The sequence below is a fragment of the Nostoc sp. genome, assembly GCF_054880495.1.
In genome coordinates this window covers 21,189-39,449 of the sequence record NZ_JBTYKD010000245.1, presented here as the reverse complement: position 1 = coordinate 39,449, position 18,261 = coordinate 21,189, and the positions used below count along the sequence as shown (strand labels likewise).

Genomic DNA, 18,261 nt, shown 5'->3' with positions numbered 1-18,261 from the left:
AATGCACGAGCGCAATGCTCACAACTTCCCTCTAGATTTGGCTGCTGGTGATTTTGCTCCTGTAGCTCTAACCGCTCCTGCTATCAACGGTTAATTCTGAAGTTTAGCTAAATCAAAAAGCGCTCTCCCGAAAAGGAGGGCGCTTTTTAGTATCAATGATTATAGCGCTTAATTCTGGCACTGCATTCTCAGTTGAGTGTACGGTAGTGTAAAAACAATTCACTTCCAACCTGACGAGTTTCGACGAGTTGGAGATGAGGAGCTGCATTGGGAACAAAACCCTCTCCCTCCACTGGGCTAGGGGCGTGCTTTCCTCCATAAATGACAGGCCAAATTGTCAACCACCAATCGTCAATTCGTCCTGCTTGCAGTAAAGAAGCTGTTAAAGAGCCACCTCCCAAAGTAACGACCTTGTGAATACCCCGCTCTGCCATCAAGGTGTAGGCTCGATCCCAGTCCAGGTTTTTATCTCCCAAATCAATTAATTCAGCCAGTTTTTGCAAGGTTGTTGCATTAGAATTGCGCTCCAAACCAGCCCGTGTCGTAAATATCCATCGCTCAATATCCTGACTTAAAAAAGGCAAGTCCAGCGATAGGTCAAGGGAACCTGAGACAACGCAGGTAATGGGCTGGGGAGACTGCCCCCGAACCTTACGTGCTGCCAACAGTTCGGGATTGCGAATTGTAAAGGTTTCCCCCTCAGCCCGAATCGTCCCGGCTCCTACCAGGACTAGATCAGCAAGGGAGGCTTGATACTCTAAGTGTGCTTGATCAGCTGCATCAGATTCACGAGGCGCTTTCGGATCTACGGCGCTAATCTTTCCATCGGCCGTCATGGCAAGAACCACAGTTGTTTGGATAGCTGACATGATTACGTTCTGACGGTTCTTTATAATTTTACCTTTTTGAATTCTTTGCTATGAATAGTTGTTGCATTTGGCTTTAAATCACTTTCTAATTTGACACTAGCGACTTTGATGAAGGCTATCTTGGCCCCTAGGTAAGTACCGATATTACTTGCTGATTGAAAGCCCAAGTTTAGCAGCCGACGACGATCGCATTTTGGAGATGAAGCATGAAGGCAGTAGCGCCCTGGCGATCGCAGTTCCAGATCTGCTGCCAACTTCAAGTCCTATATTAGTTAATCTCCTTTCTCAATAATTCTGGAATCTGAGAAGGACGTTCAGCTACTGGAACTTGCGCTTCTTTTAAGGCAGCTAATTTACTTTGGGCTGTGCCAAAATTAGGATCGCGTCCGATAAACGTTGCTAAAGTGCCAGTTTGACGCCAACTTTTTCCTGGTGGTGCTTGTCTGCCTGCAATATAGGCAATTACTGGTTTATCAATTGCCTCAGCAATGTACCGCGCTGCTGCTTCTTCACTACCACCACCAGGTTGACCGACTAAAACGATCGCCTGTGTAGTTTCATCCTCATCGAGAATTTGCAGCCATTGCAGAAAGGAGGAACCAACGATCGCATCACTACCAATACTGACACTAATCGATTGCCCCAAACCTGCTTTTGTTAATTCGTAGGCGATTTCGTAGGTGAGGGTGCTGCTACGACTAACGATCCCCACTGCACCAGGGGTATAAAACTCGCTAGGTTGAGTACCTAAGAGAATTTTTCCCGGCACAATTATCCCTGGACTATTTGGCCCGACTACCAGAGTTTCACAGGCTTCGGCTTTGCGGAGTAATTGCACCATATCCAAAGGCGGCACGCCAGCAGTGATAATAATGATCTGGCGAATATGAGATGCGATCGCTTCTAATGCCGCATCTAGCACGTCGTAAGGATCTACACAAATAATTGTCGTGTCAATTGCCCCAAATCGTTCTATTACTTCCTCTACTAAGTCAAATACTGGCAGTCCATGCAGTTCCTGTCCGCCACATCCTGGATTGACACCAGCTACCAAATTCGTGCCATAAGCTATCATTTGAGCAACATGAGTGCCTGATATAAATTCACAAAAGCCTTGAATTAAGACTTTACTTTCTGGCTTTAGGTTCATAAAAAATTACCGTAAGTTTGGCAACCCAGTGCCTTGGACTACTTGGCATAAAAACGACAAGTTTTTCATGTCGGATTGATTCAATTTTTACTACTTCTTATTAACCGTTGGTTTAGCAAGCCGAACTGCTGCCGCCACTGCCTCATCTAAATTTTCTACCACCAGGAGCGCATTGCTGGGGGTTTTTAGTGTTGCTAAATATTTTCTAGCAGCATCAAATTCAGAACCAGCCAAACGAACAACTAAGGGTGAAAAATTCGGTTCTTGCCGATTTTTACTACCATTAGAATGTACAACCTGTGATTTAAGTTCGTTGTTGTCTTGCTGCACAACTCTGGCTATTATTTCAGCCACTTCCTCAGTTTGAGGAATGCTACCCATAAAGTTAATTAGTATTACTTGAATGCTTTTGTCAGCCTCCAGGATTTTCAGACCTGTAGCTAGGCGATCGCAGAAGGTAGTTGGTGTAGTATCTGTGAGGAAAGCATGACGTAGATTCAAACAAACACCTGGTTTGCCACCAGCATTAGCAACTAAATCCAAAGTTGCCATGACTGAACCAGTACCATTACCTAAAATACCGATTTTTCCATGCATTTCGATACCATCCCAGTCGCCCAAAATCCCATTGATTTCAGTACTGGTATGACGGCTGATAATTTTTGCCGCCGTCTCCGCAAGATCGGGATGACGCTTGATCGCCCGTTCGTTGACTCTGACTTTACCATTAAGAGCCATAACTTGACTAGTCGCACTGACTGCCAAAGGATTGATTTCGACTAAATCCAGGTCTTTTTGCACAAATAACTCGTACATCTTCTCCACAACGCTGCTTACCGACTGCATCAGCGTCCCTTGCAAACCCATTTTCAAAGCCAGTCGTCGGGCATAAAATGGCGAGAATTCCTGTTCTACAACGACATAGTGCATTTTTTCCCCAGCCGATTCCCAATCGATGTCCGCTTCTTTGCAACCTAAAAGTACTGGTCGGCAAACAGCAGTATCTAAAACCACCGCTAGATAAAATTCCTGGTTGGCGTCGTATTGGGATTCTGCCAGCACAACTTCCGGCAATTCGCCCCATATTGGTAAACTAAAGATATTTTGAGCAGCTGCGATCGCATCGATTGTCGTCTCCGCAAACCTGACTCCACCAGCTTTTGCCCGTTCTGCTCCATGTACTTGAGATTTCAGTACAATTGGAAAGCGAATTTTTAAACGTTTTAAATCTGTAGGATGGTCAATTCGTTGGGAGGGCAATACCGGAATGCCTATCTTCCCAAACCATTCTTTAACTTGGTACTCTAATAAATCCATTGATACACCTTGCATTGAAACTTTTCAAACCTTTAGTTAGTGCTGTCTTAATATTTTGCATCACCTTTATTGCATAATTAAGCTTTTGGCAGCTATAAAAATTTATTTTTTCACGGTTCAATTTTATCGAATTCCGCAAATCAGGCAGATTAATTTCGATAGCCAACCTGTTTATGCCACAGCCACAACACGTAATTAATCTCCTCAGTAAGTTTCTCAGCATAGAAGATAACTAGCATTTCTGTCAAAACCCTCTGACATAGGATCGTTTCCTTAACCCTGGGATAATTTTGTCACAACTGCTCTGCAACCAGAATTTTCGACACCAGTAGCTAGTGTGAATTTAATTGTCGCCAATAAATACAGTGAAAATACTCAAAAGCTCTATTATTCCCATCTTTTATTTGTAATTGATATCTGAAGATAGATTATTTTTTTGGCATCTAGCACAATGAAAATGTAGCGACGCGAACAATAACTGCCTTTTTAACTTTTGGTGAAAAGTCAGAATTTGTGTTAGAAAGTTGGTCGTTCAGATTTTCCGGCTGTGGTTGGTTAAACTGTGCATTTGCATTCAACAAACCCAGAAAGTTTGTTTCATCTCCTTAAAGATAATCAAAACAATATAGAAATTTAGCGGGAAAGCTCTATGAAAGTAGCAGTCCAGCAGGAAGATTTACAGCTTTTAGCCAAAACTTTGCAGGAACAATTACTTGTAGAAGTCTCAACGACTGAAGTCTTCGAGGTGAAGTGTGCCGTCAATAAAAACGAGCTAATGATTTTAACGGAACACACATCAGATGTAATAGTTGACGCTCAACTAATTTTTGCAGTCATTGAGGAAGTACTTCAGTCTTTAGCACCCCACAAAGAGCAACGAGTGCAATGTTTCCTTAGAGTTTTTGGCGAACAACTCCCTTATGCCAAATGTTTCTTGGCATTGAAGCAGACGGGGGGATTGGGGAATGGGAAGATGGGGAGCAGGGGAGACAAGGGAGACAGGGGAGACAAGGGAGAGGGAAGAGTAAATGCTTCATCATCTCTGACATATTCTCCATCAATCGATGAGACTCAAGAGGAGCAACCGTTTGACCCGTTTGCAGATGCGCCGAATTTGTTGGCTTCAAAGCCAGCATTCCCAATCAAACTTATCCTACTGGGTGCAGTGTTGGTGGGAACTGTAGTTTTAGGCGGTGGTGCTTACTTATTGACTCGCCCTTGTGTGATGTCTGAGTGTAAAGAAATACAAAATGCCGAGCAATTAAAAACAATATCCCCGCAACTGATGCGCCGCGCCAACTCTGAAAAAGAATTAATAGCTCTACAACAGCAACTTATAGCAGCCAGCGTAGCCCTGAATGCAATTCCTAGTTGGTCGCCCCGTTACCAAGTGTCAGAAGAACTAAAAGCAACTTTGTCTGGACGATCAGAAAAAATCAACCAGGTGGTCAAGGCTTTGCAGATGGCATCCTTGGCGGAACAAAAAGTTGCATATAGCCTAGAGGAATTACAAGCTAGGCAGCACTTATGGCGACAGGCTATAGCGCCACTAGAAACTATAAGTTCCAGTAGTGAACTCTATGGACTGGTGCAAGGTAAATTACTTAGTTATCGTATCCGTTTGCACGTTGTAAATCAACAGATATTTACTGAGGAAAAATGGCTGAAAAAACTAACAGCAGCAAAAGCTGTAGCCAATGCAGCCGAGAACCGCGAAACTACCGCTAAATCCTTGAATGAATGGCAAAAGGTGCAGTCTACTTGGCTGGTGGTAGTTAATGCCTTGAATACTATTCCCCAAACTAGCGTTGGATACCAAGAAGCCCAAAAGCTGTTGATAGATTATAAACCTAAGTTAGTGGCAGCACGCGATCGCGCTACAAAAGAACAATTTGCTGTTAAAACCTACCAACAAGCCGTTAGCAGCGCCAAGCAAGCCAAAGTTTATCAGCAACAAAACCAATGGCAAGCAGCTGCGACATACTGGGATCAGGCTTTGCAAACTGCTAAAAAAGTTTCCCAAGATAGCTTGTACTACACTCAGGCTCAGTCTCTGATCGAACCCTATTCAGCAGCCCTCAAACAAGTACAAGAAAAACTACAAGTTGTTAGTAGTTTGCAACAAAACCGCACCGACTTAGATAAAACCTGTATTAATGGAATTCGGATTTGCACATTTAGCATAGACAATACAAGAATTATTGTCCGGCTAACCCCGGAGTATGACCAAATAAGGCAAACTAACTTGGCTAATCCTTATTCTAAGAACTCGGATACTGCTGTTGACGTTACCAATCACTTGCAAATCTTACAGGAAGCTTTAGCTGTAATTAGTGACAATGCTAACCTATCTCTTTTCCTCTATGATTCCCAAGGTCAGGTAATTTATACAAGGACTTTAGGCGGGTAGAAAAGTTAGGAGTTAGGAGAGACGCGATTAATCGCGTCTGTACAGGGGTTTGGAGAGACGCGATTAATCGCGTCTGTACAGGGGTTTGGAATATAATAATGTCAAATGATTGAGATAAAACTTACACACTATACTAATTGACTATAATATGTATCACGCAAAATGGACATTTCTGGTGCTGAGTGCAACCCTGATTTGGTAACATATTTACTGTTTTGGGTGTTAGACATGGCTAAAAAACCCAAATTCTGTATAGTAGATATTTATGATGCGTAAGTCTGATGAGAAACGCGGCTTTAATAATTAAAAAGCCGCGTCGTAAACAACTCAGCCAAGGGTTTTTTTACCCAACGCCGAATTTAGAGAAAACTACCCTTACCCTGCATAAGGATTACCAATTCTGTCTACAGAGACGTTGGAGGAAAATGGCAAACGACCTGGATTTAAGCGTGGTTCTGCTGCATAGCCAACAGGAACTAAAACAGCGATCGCTAAATCTGGATTATCTGTTGCACCAATTACTTCTTTCACCTTGTCTTCAAGCCAACCATTCATAAAACAGGTAGATAATCCCAGACTTTCTGCTGCTAACACCAAATGGGTAGCCGCAATGATGGCATCTTTGATGGCATACTCGCGTCGCTTGTCGCCTAGCCCAGCTTGAAATTGCGGGACGGCGTTTTTAAAGTAGTTGACAGTGCCTTCATTCCATGCTCCAGTCTGAAGTCCCTGCTCGAGAATCGGAGTCAAGTTTTGTTCGCCTGCGTTAGGATCGGCAGCAAAAATAAAGGTTACAGGTGCTTGAACTATTTGCTGTTGATTAAAAGATGCTGCTGACAATGCTGCCTTTTGCGCTTCATCTTGCACAAGAATAATTTGCCAGTCCTGGAGATTATAACTGCTGGGTGCAGCCACGGTTAACTCTACCAGTTGCTTGAGCAGTTCTGGGGCGATGGGGTCTGTTTTAAAAGTTTTGATTGCACGGCGTTTAGCGATCGCACTGGGTACATCTAAAGGTTGAGTTTGAGTGATGGAACTCATGAGATTCTCCTGATAGTTGAGTTATGACTAAATAATTCGTAATAACGCTCTCTACGAGATGCTGCGCGTAGCTTGCTTGTATAGTAAGGATACGCGGACTCGCTACCGATGCGCTAACGTAATTAGGGTACAAGCAAATGTATTTATTCATCAAACAAAAATAAAAATTATTACCTTGTTTCAGAACAAACGACTTGCCTACCAAACGCGCAACAAACAGTCGTAAAGTCATAATTACGAATTACGTTAGCGAGTCATTGAGCATCATTACGAATTACGAATTATAAATTACGCCTTAGCTATCGGCTCGTTAGCAGTTGACCAAAATGGATAGTCTGTATATCCCTTTTCATCGCCACCATAAAAGCTTGCTTGATTTGCTTGATTTAGTGGTGCATTCAAAGCCAAGCGTTGGGGTAAATCTGGATTTGATATAAATAATGTGCCAAAGGCAACTAAATCTGCTGCTTTGTTTGCCAGTACTGCATCGCCTTTTTCACGGGTATAACCACCATTGACGATCAGTGTACCTGTAAAGCGATCGCGGATATGACTAGTGGGTACAATTATCCCGCCATGTCTGATGTCTGCCTCTGTTGCCTCAAAAATATGCAGATATGCCAAATTAAACTGGTTCAAGGCTTGAGCCGCATAACCGAATGTCTCCAGGGGATTGGAGTCACCTATATCGTTAAAAGTCCCACTGGGAGAAAGACGTACTCCGACTTGGTTAGAATCCCACACACTAGTTATCGCCTCTGTCACCTCTAACAGGAATCGGGCACGATTTTCAATCTTACCCCCATATTTATCTGTACGTTGATTGGTGCGATCCCGGAGAAACTGATCTATTAAATAACCATTAGCTGCGTGAATTTCCACCCCATCAAACCCAGCTGCTAGGGCATTTGCTGCTCCTTGACGGTACTGTTCGACTATCTGCGGTATTTCCGAAGTTTCTAAAGCACGGGGGGTAACAAAGGGTTTTGGCCCCTGATAAGTTGAAGCTTCACCTTTAGGAGCAATAGCAGAAGGTGCCACAGGTAAAGCTCCATTCGGTTGTAAGTCAGGGTGGGAAATCCTGCCTACGTGCCATAATTGCATAAAAATTCTTCCTCCCTGCTGATGCACAGCATCGGTCACTAACTTCCATCCCTCCACCTGTTCTGGTGAATGAATTCCTGGTGTAGCGGGATAGCCCTGTCCTTCAGGAGTTACCTGTGTTGCTTCGGAAATAATCAGTCCGGCGGAAGCACGTTGGGCGTAGTAGGTAGCATTGAGTTGATATGGTACGTTTCCCTGACTAGCCCTGTTTCGGGTTAAGGGTGCCATCACTATCCGGTTAGGTAGTTCCAGATTCCCTAATTGGTAAGGAGAGAATAAGTTGATATCAGTAGTCATGTCGCTTTACTCCAATTCAAAATTCAAAATTCGCAACCCCACATCTGGGATTAAATAGACCACGCAGTAGGGAACATTGCTCATTGGTTTCAACTAAAGGTAAAACCCTTTTCAAACCTCGTTTCCAGCCAGAGGCTGGAAATGCTGCTCATTGCGGCTCTGCCGCGAGTTACGGAGCCGGAGCCTCAAGGACGGGCATTCCCAGCCTCAGACTGGGAACGAGATAACCAGATAAGAGATAATCTCTAAAAACTTGTTATAAACTGGCTTTCAGCTTAGGTTGTACATGCATGAGCATTGCTGTGCCTCGACAACAGATGTGTGTGGTTAAAATACTAAACAATTGACCGAATTACGCCACCATCTACCCGCAAAGCTGCACCATTAGTTGCTGATGCTACGGGACTAGAAAGGTAAACTACGATCGCTGCTACTTCTTCATTAGTTGCAAAGCGTTTAATTAGGGAAGTTGGACGCACATTTTGGAAAAACTCAGCTTCAACTTCACTGCCACTAATACCGCGTTCTTGCGCCAGTTTGGTGATAAAGTCTTCAACTCCTTCTGAGCGGGTTGGCCCTGGTAGGACGGAGTTTACTGTAACTCCAGTCCCAACAGTCATTTCTGCTAGACCTCGTGCAATGGCTAGTTGCGCTGTCTTAGTTGTGCCGTAGTGAATCATTTCCACGGGGATTTGAATAGCAGATTCGCTGGAGATAAAAATTATCCGCCCCCAGTTTTGCTCTAGCTGCTTTTGCAGATATTGCCGACTCAAACGGACTCCACTGAAGACGTTAACCTCAAATATCTTTAACCAGTCTTCATCAGTAATATCAAAAAACGTTTTTGGCTCATAAATACCGACATTGTTGATGAGAATATCAACGTGAGGAACTTTTTGAACGAGTTGCTCTACCCCTGATGCAGTACCGGCGTCAGCAACTACACCAGAAACTTTCGCATCAGGTGTACTTTGCTTAATTTTAGCGATCGCTTGGGCAACTCGTTCTTCAGACCGACCGTTGACAATCACTGATGCACCCTCTTGAGCTAGCCCAAGGGCGATCGCCAAACCAATACCTGCGGTTGATCCACTGACCAGCGCGGATTTACCATGCAATTTCAAGTCCATTTCACTCTTTCCCCGTTACGAGTTGTGATGTGTAAAGCCCCCGTCATTTATGCGGGGGATATAAGCGGATGGCTGAATAAATTTCAGCCGTTAATGGTAAGATATATATCCTGGGCAGGGCGTTGTCCAGTGGGCGAGGCAATGTAAGACGGGTGTACCTGCAATTGCTGCTTGAACCCAGAATCCCCCCTCATTCATGCGGGGGAGTGCGTCAATTGAAACAGAATGCTCTGGGACTGGGGGAGAAGGGGGACAAAGAAGAATTATTGAAAAAGTCTTTCCCCACTCCCCAGTAGAGACGCGATTAATCGCGTCTCTCCCTTAAATTAAAGATGCTGTGCTAAGGTCTTATTCAAGGTGGTTTTTGGGACTGCCCCAACGACAGTATCGACCTGCCGACCTCCCTTAAAAACCATCAGCGTCGGAATACTACGAATTCCATAATGGCTGGCAACAGTCGGATTTTGATCCGTGTTCAGCTTCACAAATTTCACCTGTCCTTCGTATTCAACAGCAACTTCATCGACGACTGGACCCACCATCCGGCAAGGACCGCACCACGGGGCCCAAAAGTCTACTAAGACCGGAATTTCACTTTCCAAGACTTCTTGCTTGAATGTGGCTTCTGTGACATTTGTAATGGATGACATAAATTGCCTTCCTAATTAATTCTATAATTCGATAATATCGAATAATAAAAATATATGCCACTTAATGAGATAATGCAAGTATGAGATTTCTTTATCATCCAGATCGAAAAAATATTTCTTTACCGGGAGTGCTGTACGCATTGGGCGATCCAGTGCGGCTGGAGATTGTGCGGCGGCTGGCGACTGAGGGGGAACAATGCTGTGCGAGGTTTGATTTTGCGATCGCTAAGTCTACCATGTCCAATCACTTTAAGATTTTGCGGCAGTCGGGGATAGTCTTGACACGGAAATCCGGGACACATCACATTAACATACTGCGGCGTGAAGATTTAGAGGTGCTGTTTCCAGGGTTGCTGGATGCAGTATTGAAAGCCGCTCAACCATTGCCTGTTGAACCCGCCACTACTAAACAAACAGCTTCAATGATTTAGGGGCATTGGGCACTTGTACTGACTTGTACTGAGGGACGTCGAAGTATTGGGCATTGGGCATGAATTGTTTAAGAATCTTCTCGTTTTTTAATTTGTGTTTCTAAATCAGCAAAGATATCATGTTGTTCTCGAAAAACCCTTGGAGTGTGAGATAAACCTAAATCTATAGCGAGTAAATCAATACCGTCGATAATTTTGGGTATCTGCGCTTGATCAACTTGCAGACCAAGAAAGCATTTCTGCCTGTAATCTGGTCTTTCCTGAAAGAGTGCAATCGCTCTTTTCAAAGGACGTATAACCTCATAGGCTTTTTCAGCCTTCTCAATTGATACTTGAGGGATTGGCGATTGCAGCCTGAGAATTGCTAGATCAATTAAATCTCTTGCCTCAACGCTGTTATCTGCGTAACGGTCAGAATTTGACAGCAGTTTAGAGGTAAAACAGTCATTGAAGCTCAAGCACGGAACCACTGACCAGTTTGGATATCTTGGTGGGTCTAGTTGAAAACGAGTTTCGGCAATAATTTCCGTTTTAATCGGCACATCACCTACAAAAACTATCATCCGAATTCCATATTGGTCAGTTGTGCTACGTCCAACTTGGATTTTACTTAAATCCCGAAATAATGCTTCATGCCCACCCTCAAATACCACTGTACGCAGGTACTTATAGCCTTCTGTACCAACAGAAGCGATAAAATCAACGTCCTTACTCCAGCGATATTCTTCAAACTCAAATGCCAGAAGAGTTCCGCCACCGAAGTAAGCAGAACCCTTCCTAAGTATATCGGAATCTAAGCATTGAAGAACTGTGAGAATTTGATTATGGTGTTCTAACCTGAAGGTCATAAACAAACTTGCAACCAGGACTTGTAATGTCTGGCAAGTTCCTCAAGGAAATTCAGTTCTTCACCCTCAAGATTATTAAATAGATTGTGATATTGCCAACCACGCTCGTAGCGACTCAGCATTTGTTCTGAAGTAAAACGATATACATCGGTGGTCTGCCAACAAATTGACTCCAGAAAAGGCAGCTTTTTGGGGACAGTAACAGGATTAATTGTTGGTGTTGCGGTTGTCATAACTCTTTTAATCAACCACTTTAGGCTTAACTTTAATTTTAGATTAGCACTAACGATTTTGAAATTCAATTTTATTCTAACTAAAAATTATCTGGGCTGTGATAAACTCTTCCTTTCCAAGCGCCGCCGCGACCTTGCCAGTGACGTAATGCTGAGTCTAAAGTCATCAGCGTATAGAGAAAAGCGATCACAGGTAAACTAAATGCTAACCAAGGAGAACATTTATAAAAGCGGATTGTCGGGTAGTAAGCAAAAGCCATTAACAGCCATCCTAATATACCTGTAAGTGCGATCGCCCAATTGCTCCAAACTGCACCCAGAATTACACACACAGGGGGAACTAGATAAATCAGAGGCATTCCCACCAAAGTTCCCAATAGTAATAATGGAGAATAATTCAGTTGGGTATAGGCACTACGGGCAACCATATCCCAAATCGTCGCTAGGGAATCATAGGGACGCAAACTGTAAGTTAAAGTACTCAATCCTAGCCAGATACGCCCTGTGGGGGAGGATGAGGGAGATGAGGGAGATGAGGGAGATGAGGAGAAGGAAGAATTACTGTCTCTCCCACTCTCCCAGTCTCCTACTCTCTCACTACTTTTAACGGCACAAGCCAGGGCGCAATCGTCAATTAAAGCTTGGCGAATGACTTGAATACCCCCGATTCGCTCTAAAGCTTCACGGGCGATCAAAATAGATCCTCCGGCTGCGGCGGCTGTGGGATTGTTGGGATTATTCACCCAACGAAAGGGATAGAGTTTTTGGAAGAAAAACACGAAAGCCGGAATCAAAAGTTTTTCCCAAAAGCTTTCACACCTGAGTCGCACCATTACAGAAACCATGTCTAAATCTTCCTGCACAGCTTTAGCAACGAGTCGGCGAAGATTACCAGGATCATGTTCGATATCTGCGTCAGTCAGCAAATAATAGTCAGGTGCAAATAAACTCGCGCTGTTTATACCTTGCTCAACTGCCCAAAGTTTGCCCGACCAACCAGGAGGCAATGTTTCACCAGTGATAATATGCAATTGCTGAGGTTTACCTACAGCGTGTGCAACTCCTTCGGCAAAATTTGCTGTCCGGTCTGTGCTGCGATCGTCTACCAAAAACACGTTGAAAGAACCAGGATAATCTTGAAGTAGGAGCGATCGCAAGCTAGTTGATATCAAATCAGCTTCGTTACGAGCTGGAACCACCGCACAAACCACAGGTAATGATTTTAGCTGAGTTTCTGTAACCTCTAGTTGCTGGTCTGTCCGCCAAAACTGCCCCCGAAAACACAGTAACCCCAACCAAATTGTTAAGGATAAGAGCATCAATCCTAATACAATTACACCCATGACCTATTGCAAATTCTCAGTAACTCAGACAGAATACTATGTCTACTGTTAGAGTAAAAAATTTTTTTACTGTAGTGCCGTGTTCATAGCTAGTGTTGGGTGTTGAGGTTAAATAGTATTTGATGCAAACACAAGACAGGGTAAAAGTCAATCAAGTTGTAACAGCGATCGCAGCTAGCCAACAATATTTGCTTTCGATTCAAAATCCCGTAGGTTACTGGTGGGCAGAATTACAATCTAATGTCACCATCACTGCTGAAGTGGTCCTGCTGCATAAAATTTGGGGAACAGACCAAACCAGACCTTTAGATAAAGTTGAAGCATATTTGCGTCAAGAGCAACGGCAGCATGGCGGCTGGGAACTTTACTATGGTGATGGCGGAGAAATTAGCACCTCGGTTGAAGCTTATATGGCGCTGAGACTGCTAGGTGTACCAGCAACCGATCTGGACATGATTCGGGCGCAAGCTTTTATTCTCCAACGGGGTGGTATCAGCAAAACTCGGATTTTTACCAAGTTGCACTTAGCTTTGATTGGCTGCTACAACTGGCGTGGTATTCCCTCGCTACCAGCTTGGGTGATGCTGTTGCCAAAAGCTTTCCCCGTAAATATCTACGAGATGTCTAGCTGGGCACGTTCTAGCACAGTACCATTACTGATTGTATGCGATCGCAAACCTGTTTTTCTCACGGACTCAGCTATCAACCTAGATGAGCTATACGTTGAAGGTGTTGATCGAGTCCGGTGGGAATTACCCCAAAGTGGCGATTGGACAGATTTATTCCTCACCCTTGATCAGGGGTTCAAGTTGGCAGAAAGTCTGAATTTAGTACCTTTTCGTGAAGAAGGCATCAAAGCCGCCGAAAAATGGATTTTAGAGCGCCAAGAAGCTACAGGCGATTGGGGCGGCATTATTCCAGCGATGCTGAATTCAATGCTAGCTTTGCGCTGTCTGGATTATAACCCAAGCGACCCCATTGTGGAACGAGGTTTGCAAGCAATTGATAATTTTGCCATTGAAACAGAGGATAGCTACCGGGTACAGCCTTGTGTTTCACCCGTCTGGGATACCGCTTGGGTGATACGTGCTTTGGTAGATTCTGGTTTTGCACCAGATCATCCGGCTGTGGTAAAGGCTGGAGAATGGTTGCTACAAAAACAAATTTTAGATTACGGAGATTGGGCTGTCAAAAATCGTCAGGGAAAACCAGGGGCTTGGGCATTTGAGTTTGACAATAACTTTTATCCAGATGTAGACGACTCGGCTGTGGTGGTGATGGCACTAGATTTAGCGAAACTCCCTAATGAAAAAATTAAGCAGGCAGCGATCGCTCGTGCCTTAAACTGGATTGCATCTATGCAATGTAAACCAGGCGGGTGGGCTGCTTTCGATTTGGATAATGATCAAGATTGGCTCAACTCGATTCCTTATGGCGACTTGAAAGCCATGATTGATCCAAACACCGCAGATGTTACGGCTAGAGTCGTAGAAATGCTTGGTGCTTGTAACCTGTCAATAGATAGTTATAATTTAGAGCGATCGCTTACTTATCTTCTGCGCGAACAAGAAACTGAAGGCTGTTGGTTTGGTCGTTGGGGTGTAAATTATATCTACGGCACCAGTAGCGTCCTCTCAGCCTTGGCGTTAATTGATCCTCAAAGGCATAAACTGAGTATAGAACGGGGAGCAGTTTGGTTAGTTGGATGTCAAAACCCAGATGGGGGTTGGGGTGAAACTTGCCGCAGCTATGATGATCCTAGTCTCAAAGGAAAAGGAAATAGTACTGCATCTCAAACTGCTTGGGCTTTAATTGGGCTAATAGCAGCAGGTGAAGCAACAGGTAAATTAGCTCTTGAGGCTATTGAACGGGGAATTGGCTATCTAGTGGCAACTCAACAGCCCGATGGTACTTGGTTTGAGGCGGACTTTACAGGTACTGGCTTCCCTTGCCATTTTTATCTCAAGTATCATATGTATCAACAATACTTTCCTTTAATCGCGCTAGGTCGCTATCAAAGAGTAATTAGAGAAAATTAGTTTGGATGCAATACGCTGTGGGAAACAACCAATACGGTTTAGATCAGCTGGGAAGAAAGGAGAGTTCTTAAAATTAAATTTGTCATAAGTTCAACTAAAGTTGTAATTAGAAACGTTCAAGTTGTAAGTTGTTATATCATGTTCGGTAAATTACTTATGATTAAGCCCCGATTTGAATCCACCAATGAAAACCAGTTAACCCTTGAATCAAATCTTGCTGTTGAAGTAAAGATTGACAGCGACGGAATAAAATTTCCTCCAAATCATCGAGTGTCTCAAATGTTTGATTGGCAATTGGTTCGTTAACCAAAGTCCACAATCTTTCCGCAGGTTGCAATTCAGGTGAATGGGAGGGTAAAAGTGTCAAATGTAGCCCAACGGGTAGCTCTAAATCTTTGCTGGTATGCCACCCAGCTTGGTCAACAGCTAAGAGAATATGTTTATTAGCGCCTAAGTTGAATTCACGGGCAAAATCTGCTAAAACCTGATTAAACAGCTCTGTATTGACGTAAGGAAGAATCCACCAATAACTTTCCCCGGTATTGGGATGTACGAACGCATACAACCATAACCACTTGTATCTCCAGTTGACATTGGCTATTGGTGTTTCCCCTTCGGGAACATAAACTCGTCGAATAATCGGCTTGAGTCCTAAACGATAGTGAAGCGTTAGCGAGTCTTCGAGCGTCTGTTCATCCTCGCACCAAAGTTGAATTTCTGCATCTGGGTAATTAGCTTTGAGTTCTTCAACTTCTATAGCTAGTTTTTTTTCCAGGCTTCTTGCTCAAAAGGGTCGCTTTCGGTGTGAGATGGGCGAGGTACTCGTAGTCTAAAAGTCATCTGCCGTAATATCTCCCATCCCCTGTATCTACTAATCTTTGTCCCCGTAACTTCACTTAACCAATCCGCAACTTTTCGCCCATTCCAAAACCCCCCATCTGGCGCGTTTGACTGCAAAGCTTGCCATAGCTGTGCTTGGTGGATATCGTCTATTAGCGTCTTTGCTCCCTGATTTTCACTGCGGCTCCGGCGTAGCCCGCCGAAGGCATCGCCTATTCCAGAAATGCCCGACTCGTTATACCTTTTAACTAATGCGTAGATCCATGTTCTGCTATAGCCTGTTACTTCCTCAACTTCTTCCGTTTTTTTCCCTTGTGCTAATAACCATATAATCTGGCATTGACGACTTTCTACTCCGTATGAGTGCCTGACGGTAAACCTGTTCTAACTCGGAAATATTTAAATGTGTGGCTATACTGATCCGTTTCGGCATAGTTCATAATTACACTCTTTACTTTTATCATAAGCGATTATGCGAACATGATATTACCTCACCCTCAATCCCTCTCCTTATAAAGGAGAGGAAAGCTAGAGACAAAATGAAGTTTTGCATTTTATTTACAGGACTTACGCAAACAATAGCTGAAAAGAATGATTTTTAGGTAGGGGCAATACCCTGCGGTCAGCTAAAGCTACATGAATTGCCCCTACAGGTTAATTTATTTTTACAAATGATTTAGGACTGCTATAGATGCTAATATCGGCAAAAATCTCCACAAAAACTTCATATAAATAACAAGATATCGACATAGGTCTTTGCCATATTTTGATTCAGAGATTCACTGAATAAATAGAATCAAGGAAATCACATGAACAAGTTTGCTAAAGGTTTAATTCTAGCTTTAGCGATCGCTACCCCCATAGCCATTGCTGCACCAATCTTTCAAGCTACACCAGCTTCAGCTGCTGTTAGGCATCATAGACGTCATCACAAACCAATACATCGCTATCCCATTAACAGACATCATCAATAATCTGCTGCTGTCAAACACAGCATATTTAATGATAATTTACTCTTAGTAGTAATAGTTGGTAGTAGCTCTGCAACAAAATTTATACTTTAGACATCTGCGAAAAAGAATGTAGAGACGTAGCAGGGCTACGTCTTTACAAGTGTTCTGGGTAACGCATATTTAGTTTCTGGAGATGTCTTTTATTTATTTGCACAATAAATAAAGCTGTGTAACCTCGCTGTTGTCCTCAGTCATCGGCGGGGTTTTCAATGTTTGCTTTTATTTAACTTGCTCAAAGGGGAGCGATCGCGTCAAAATAAGAGTTAGACGCTGTAACCTAACTTAACAATGACCCGAACGCAGCTTGAGGAAATTTCCCCTAAACTAACACCGCCAAATGAACGGGGATATGAATATGATTTGGTAATTGTCGGCGGTGGGATTATTGGGTTAACTCTAGCCTCTGCTTTAAAAGATTCTGGCTTGAGTGTCTTGCTAATTGAGGCGAAAGCTGAATCAGTGGCGGTAGCGAAGGGGCAAGCCTATGCAGTTCATAAACTTTCGTCGCTCATTTATCAAGGAATTGGAGTTTGGGACAAAATGTTGCCTCAAATCGCCAAATATTGCCGCGTTCATCTTTCTGATGCCGATTCTCCCAATGTGGTGGAATTTGCCACAGATGATTTAAATATACCAGAGTTGGGTTATGTGGCGGAACACCAAGCGCTGTTGCAACCGTTGCAGGAGTTTGTCGAAAATTGTCCAAATGTGACTTATCTGTGTCCGGCGGAAGTCGTAAATACGCAGTACGATTCCGATATAGTAGCGATAGATATTAAAGTTGCCGATCAGTTACAGACAGTCAAGAGCAAATTACTTGTAGCCGCAGATGGGGCGCGATCGCCGATTCGTCAAGCTGCTGGAATTAAAACTCTGGGCTGGAAATATTGGCAGTCTTGCATCGTGGCATTTGTCAAACCCGAAAAACCGCACAACAACACCGCTTATGAGAGATTTTGGTCTAGCGGACCCTTTGCGATTTTACCTTTACCGGGGAACCGTTGCCGCATCGTCTGGACAGCCCCCCATGAAGAAGCAAAAGCTTTATGTGCTTTAGATGATCAGCAATTTTTGGCAGAATTAACCCGTCGCTATGGTAATCAGATGGGGAAATTGGAATTACTCGGCGATCGCTTTGTATTTCAAGTACAACTCATGCAAAGCAATCGCTATGTTCTCCCTCGACTAGCATTAATTGGTGATGCGGCGCACAATTGCCATCCTGTGGGCGGACAAGGGTTAAATCTGGGTATTCGGGATGCAGCAGCTTTGGCGCAAGTAATCCAAGCAGGGCATCAAGCGGGTAAAGATATTGGTGATATTCAGATTCTTAAAGGTTATGAACGCTGGCGTCAGCTGGAAAACCTGACGATTTTAGGTTTCACCGATTTGTTAGATCGGATGTTTTCTAATAATTTCTTACCTGTGGTGGTGGTGCGTCGCCTGGGCTTATGGTTTTTGCAGCGAGTACCTGTATTAAAGGTGTTTATGCTGAAGTTAATGATCGGTTTGAAGGGGCGGACTCCAGAATTGGCAAAACGATAAA

At 43.6% G+C, this 18,261-nt stretch carries 16 protein-coding genes and 2 pseudogenes; 6 read left to right on the top strand and 12 right to left on the bottom strand.

What is annotated here, in order from left to right; all coding sequences use genetic code 11:
- Positions 1 to 94: pseudogene (locus tag ACYTXL_RS23130) on the top strand (photosystem II protein D1); the annotation flags it as partial.
- Positions 95 to 188: 94 nt separating this feature from the next.
- On the opposite strand, the gene ACYTXL_RS23125 reads toward ACYTXL_RS23130, so the two are convergent.
- From ACYTXL_RS23125 to ACYTXL_RS23110, 4 genes are all read right to left on the bottom strand, one after another.
- Positions 189 to 869, bottom strand: a complete 681-nt coding sequence (locus ACYTXL_RS23125) for a RibD family protein (RefSeq protein ID WP_461926767.1) — start codon at positions 867 to 869, stop codon at positions 189 to 191.
- 20 nt (positions 870 to 889) lie between these two features.
- Positions 890 to 1,123 carry a hypothetical protein gene (locus ACYTXL_RS23120; RefSeq protein ID WP_461926766.1) on the bottom strand — a complete coding sequence of 78 codons (234 nt, stop codon included), beginning with the start codon at positions 1,121 to 1,123 and terminating at the stop codon, positions 890 to 892.
- A gap of 14 nt (positions 1,124 to 1,137) precedes the next feature.
- Positions 1,138 to 2,019: a succinate--CoA ligase subunit alpha gene (locus ACYTXL_RS23115; RefSeq protein WP_461926765.1), complete on the bottom strand. Its 882-nt coding sequence runs from the start codon at positions 2,017 to 2,019 to the stop codon at positions 1,138 to 1,140.
- Between the two features lie 90 nt (positions 2,020 to 2,109).
- Positions 2,110 to 3,336, bottom strand: a complete 1,227-nt coding sequence (locus ACYTXL_RS23110; RefSeq protein WP_461926769.1) for an ATP-grasp domain-containing protein — start codon at positions 3,334 to 3,336, stop codon at positions 2,110 to 2,112.
- 649 nt (positions 3,337 to 3,985) lie between these two features.
- On the opposite strand from ACYTXL_RS23110, the gene ACYTXL_RS23105 reads away from it, so the two are divergent.
- Complete coding sequence (locus ACYTXL_RS23105) at positions 3,986 to 5,746, top strand: hypothetical protein (RefSeq protein ID WP_461926764.1); 1,761 nt, start codon at positions 3,986 to 3,988, stop codon at positions 5,744 to 5,746.
- Between the two features lie 375 nt (positions 5,747 to 6,121).
- Here the strand turns inward: ACYTXL_RS23105 and ACYTXL_RS23100 are convergent, their stop codons facing one another.
- The 4 genes from ACYTXL_RS23100 to trxA all read right to left on the bottom strand — a co-directional run bounded on the left by ACYTXL_RS23100 (position 6,122) and on the right by trxA (position 9,968).
- Entirely contained in the window at positions 6,122 to 6,787 is a 666-nt protein-coding gene (locus ACYTXL_RS23100) for a nitroreductase family protein (RefSeq protein ID WP_461926763.1), read from the bottom strand.
- Positions 6,788 to 7,075: 288 nt separating this feature from the next.
- On the bottom strand, positions 7,076 to 8,188 hold the full coding sequence (locus tag ACYTXL_RS23095) for an alkene reductase (RefSeq protein ID WP_461926762.1): 1,113 nt from the start codon (positions 8,186 to 8,188) through the stop codon (positions 7,076 to 7,078).
- A gap of 335 nt (positions 8,189 to 8,523) precedes the next feature.
- Positions 8,524 to 9,318 carry an SDR family NAD(P)-dependent oxidoreductase gene (locus tag ACYTXL_RS23090; RefSeq protein WP_461926761.1) on the bottom strand — a complete coding sequence of 265 codons (795 nt, stop codon included), beginning with the start codon at positions 9,316 to 9,318 and terminating at the stop codon, positions 8,524 to 8,526.
- Between the two features lie 326 nt (positions 9,319 to 9,644).
- A complete protein-coding gene (trxA, locus tag ACYTXL_RS23085; protein WP_292829099.1) occupies positions 9,645 to 9,968 on the bottom strand; it encodes a thioredoxin in 324 nt (107 codons plus the stop codon).
- Between the two features lie 80 nt (positions 9,969 to 10,048).
- Between trxA and ACYTXL_RS23080 the strand changes: the two genes are divergently transcribed.
- Positions 10,049 to 10,399 carry an ArsR/SmtB family transcription factor gene (locus ACYTXL_RS23080; RefSeq protein WP_461926760.1) on the top strand — a complete coding sequence of 117 codons (351 nt, stop codon included), beginning with the start codon at positions 10,049 to 10,051 and terminating at the stop codon, positions 10,397 to 10,399.
- A 68-nt stretch (positions 10,400 to 10,467) separates the two neighbouring features.
- Here the strand turns inward: ACYTXL_RS23080 and ACYTXL_RS23075 are convergent, their stop codons facing one another.
- The 3 genes from ACYTXL_RS23075 to ACYTXL_RS23065 form a co-directional block, all read right to left on the bottom strand.
- Positions 10,468 to 11,247 (bottom strand): nucleotidyl transferase AbiEii/AbiGii toxin family protein, encoded by a 780-nt coding sequence (locus ACYTXL_RS23075; RefSeq protein WP_461926759.1) that lies wholly within the window; start codon positions 11,245 to 11,247, stop codon positions 10,468 to 10,470.
- Positions 11,244 to 11,480, bottom strand: a complete 237-nt coding sequence (locus ACYTXL_RS23070) for a hypothetical protein (protein WP_461926758.1) — start codon at positions 11,478 to 11,480, stop codon at positions 11,244 to 11,246. Before ACYTXL_RS23070 ends, ACYTXL_RS23075 begins: the two co-directional genes overlap by 4 nt.
- An 80-nt stretch (positions 11,481 to 11,560) precedes the next feature.
- Positions 11,561 to 12,823, bottom strand: coding sequence for a glycosyltransferase (locus ACYTXL_RS23065; RefSeq protein WP_461926757.1), 1,263 nt, complete (start codon positions 12,821 to 12,823; stop codon positions 11,561 to 11,563).
- 122 nt (positions 12,824 to 12,945) lie between these two features.
- Between ACYTXL_RS23065 and shc the strand changes: the two genes are divergently transcribed.
- Positions 12,946 to 14,862, top strand: coding sequence for a squalene--hopene cyclase (shc, locus tag ACYTXL_RS23060; RefSeq protein WP_461926756.1), 1,917 nt, complete (start codon positions 12,946 to 12,948; stop codon positions 14,860 to 14,862).
- A 160-nt stretch (positions 14,863 to 15,022) separates the two neighbouring features.
- Here the strand turns inward: shc and ACYTXL_RS23055 are convergent.
- Positions 15,023 to 16,135 (bottom strand): annotated as a pseudogene (locus tag ACYTXL_RS23055) (IS630 family transposase).
- Between the two features lie 376 nt (positions 16,136 to 16,511).
- On the opposite strand from ACYTXL_RS23055, the gene ACYTXL_RS23050 reads away from it, so the two are divergent.
- Positions 16,512 to 16,676, top strand: a complete 165-nt coding sequence (locus ACYTXL_RS23050) for a hypothetical protein (protein WP_461926755.1) — start codon at positions 16,512 to 16,514, stop codon at positions 16,674 to 16,676.
- 327 nt (positions 16,677 to 17,003) lie between these two features.
- On the top strand, positions 17,004 to 18,260 hold the full coding sequence (locus ACYTXL_RS23045) for an FAD-dependent hydroxylase (RefSeq protein ID WP_461926754.1): 1,257 nt from the start codon (positions 17,004 to 17,006) through the stop codon (positions 18,258 to 18,260).
- The last annotated feature ends 1 nt before the right edge of the window (position 18,261 follow it).